At 38.5% G+C, this 361-nt stretch carries 1 pseudogene; it reads right to left on the bottom strand.

Going from position 1 to position 361, the window contains the following annotated elements:
* Positions 1–77: 77 nt before the first annotated feature.
* Positions 78–361, bottom strand: a pseudogene (locus AC29Z1_RS17625) (2-amino-4-oxopentanoate thiolase subunit OrtB); the annotation flags it as partial.

The raw sequence follows: 361 nt of genomic DNA, 5'->3' as shown, positions 1-361 counted from the left end.
CCAAAAGTAGGCATCTAATTCTTCATCTGTCATGTGTTGCAAGTGCTTACTTCTCACTTCAAAATCGTCTTCCCTTCTCATACTAACCCTCCATTCTTTAATTCTTCAATTGTCCTTCTCACAAAATCTTCACTGGACTTGGTATCCTCAGCCAAAAATTTTATGTCTTCTTCATTTGGCATTCCAAAGTGCTGGATGCAGTTTCTAATGTAAGATTTCTTCAAATTATCAAGTTTCACTTCTCTCGCTTTGACCATTGAAGGATGTTCAGGAAGAATTATGTTTTTACCCGGAACTTCCTCATCAGGATTTCCTACAAGCACCTGAACTCCATTTTGCTTAGCAAAAGTCAGCTGAGCAG

The sequence above is a fragment of the Sporomusa sp. genome, from assembly GCF_057736855.1.
The sequence above is the reverse complement of the archived record's forward strand: the minus strand, read 5'-3'. Positions and strand labels throughout refer to the sequence as shown.